This is a genomic window from Gemelliphila asaccharolytica (assembly GCF_001553005.1).
GTDB lineage: Bacteria > Bacillota > Bacilli > Staphylococcales > Gemellaceae > Gemelliphila > Gemelliphila asaccharolytica.
In genome coordinates, this window is sequence record NZ_KQ959891.1 from 1 (window position 1) to 2,697 (window position 2,697).

1 protein-coding gene is annotated in these 2,697 nt (G+C 23.9%); it reads right to left on the bottom strand.

Annotation, left to right across the window (positions count from 1 at the left end):
• A partial coding sequence (locus HMPREF1871_RS04130) for an NEAT domain-containing protein (protein ID WP_157058064.1) occupies positions 1-2,219 on the bottom strand: 2,219 nt, incomplete at its 3' end.
• Between the last annotated feature and the right edge of the window lie 478 nt (positions 2,220-2,697).

Consider the following 2,697-nt stretch of genomic DNA (forward strand, 5'->3'; position numbering starts at 1 on the left):
CAACCTGATTTTATTTCTGGAGCTGGTGTTGGCGTAGGCGTTACATCAGGAGTTTCGATCGGAGTTTCTGGTTTTTTTGAATTTGGGAATTCATTATCATTTATTTTATTATCAGAATTTACAAAAACAAGATCTACCTCTTTTTCTACATTACCCATTGGGACAACATTTATTTTCATACGAATTTTTTCTTTAAATTCAACAGCTGTTTCAAATACAAATTTAACTTTATAATCATCCGTTTGTTCTACAATATTACCCATGTACTCTTTATTATCAATTATCATACTAGCTCTATTTATTGAGTTTGTAAGTGGTTTTTCTTTTGGAAAACCTGTAAATGTAACTTCATATTTTGTTTTATCTTTATATTCTGTAATCATTACATTATTCTCTACAAAAGCATTTGCCATTGATTCATTATTTTTGTCTTTTTCTAATATTTTTACTTTTTTCGTTGTTTTCTTAGCGCTTAATTCCTCTTCCATGGCAATCTTCTCTTGTTCAGGAGTTTTAAGATTTTTTATTGATAAATCAAGTTTAGATATTAAACTATTCAATTCTTGTTTTGTTAAATCGTTACGTTTTGTCCAAACAGCATTTCCACTTGCTACAGCTTCTTTCAATTTAGCAAAACATTTTTCACCATATTTATTTTTATTTTTTTCTTCTGCTAAACTTTCTGCTTTTATAAGTAAATCTTTATATGTATCTACAGATTTTAGTATCAAATCATTTTGTTTTGTTGCAAGAAGTCCTCTTCTAGCATCTTCTATATTATCTTCTGTAGCTTCTTTATTTTCTATGGTTTTTAGTGCTTCTTGATATTTTTTAAGATATTTATTTGCACCCTCTTCTTTATAAAGACCAGCTAGTACGTCTTCATATATCTCTTTATGCTCTTGAATTGTCTTAATAAGAGGGGCTTTGTTTCCAGAATTTATATCTTCTCCTTCGCCTCTTTTTGTAGTTTTATCAATTTTTAAAACTGCTTCTTTTTCTGTAGGGCTATCTCCTCCCATATACGCTGAAAACTTAACATTAATTGTATCTATATCACTATTAGGTAATTCCATCTCATAAGTTTTAATGTTTTCATTCCCAGAATTTAATTTTTTTGCTGTTATCCATTGATTATCTTTTTGATATTTAAATTCTAAAACTTCGGCTGTTATACCTTGAAATTTATCTTTTTTAAACGATATATTGTATATTTTTTTATTATCTTTTTCTATCAAAAGAAGTTCTTTTACTAAAAATTGATTTGCCATTGATTCATCAGATTCAGCATCTTTCATCACTAAATTAGCATTTATAGAAAAACGCATCTTTGCTTCTTCTACAGTTACTAAACCATTTATAGCATTTTGAAGAATATTTTCTTTTTCTCTTATTTCTAAAACATTTTTTGCTTCATGTTTTTTAACTTCTGAAATTTTTTGTTTTAAATTTCCTATAGATGTTATTGAATAATGAGATTCATTTTTTAATTTTTCTTCTGCTTCTTTCATAAGTGCATTATATTTATCTTTTGAAAATACAGCAGGTTTAAGTTCACTATGAGACTTATTTAACTGTTCTAAATCTTTCTTTAAATCTTCTTTAGATTTAGAATTATCTTTTAAGTCTAAACTTGTTTTTTTATAAATATTGTTAAATTCATTTAATGATTTTTCTTCGTACAAATCTTTATTATTTTCAACATAAATCTTTTCAAAATTATGTAATGCTTTTGCTAGAGATATCTTTTCTTCTTTGTTTTCGCCTGTTCGCTGAACAGTTTTAATTTGTTCTATTATCTTTTTATGAACAATGCTTGGTAAGTCCACTTGATTGCCCATTATAGTCATATTTTTAGGAGTTGGCATATTTTCTATTTCTGAAAAACTTTTCCCGTTATATTTACTAAGCCCTTCTTGTTGGTACTTAAATTCTCCCCAAATCATTGCAAAATATCCGTATATATTTTCTTTTTTACTCTTATCTACAACTTTTTCTACAATATCAGCATTTTTGTTTATATATACTTCTAAATGATAGTTTGCTTGTCCATCTTTAAAAATTATATCTTTTTTCTCAATTTCTATTAAACTTTCATTTTTATTTTTATTATTTTTCTCAATATTATTATTATTTTCATTTGCAAAAGCATTTATATTATTAAAACTTGTTGCTATCATGCACGTGGCTAAACTTAATGTTAAAAATTTTTTATTCATCTTTTTCTCCTATCTATTTTTTAAGTATTTTTATTTTAAAAGTTTAAGTAATTAATATTAATACATTTTTTGTCTATTTTCTTCCCTCCTATTTTACATAAAAAGTATTTCGAAATTGACTATCAATAGCTGATAAAGTCTTTTTGATTTTATCATTTTTTAAAAAATAAGACAATATTTTTTTGCTAATTTTATTAATTTTTTATATATTTTTTTAAAAAATAATATTTTTTAATATATTAATGCTCTCTCTACTTAAAATCATCATAAAAAATAATAAAAAATTTTTATTATAATTTTGTTTTTTTAAACATAAAATTTTCTTTAAACGCTTAAAATTTAATTTTTTTATTATTTCTTATTTATAATTTCTAACTCATGTATAAATTTTTTAATATTACAAGTATCTATATTATTTTCTAATTTTTTTTATACTCTTTAAAGTTAAAATAAAAAAGAAGCAATTTTCATTGCTTCT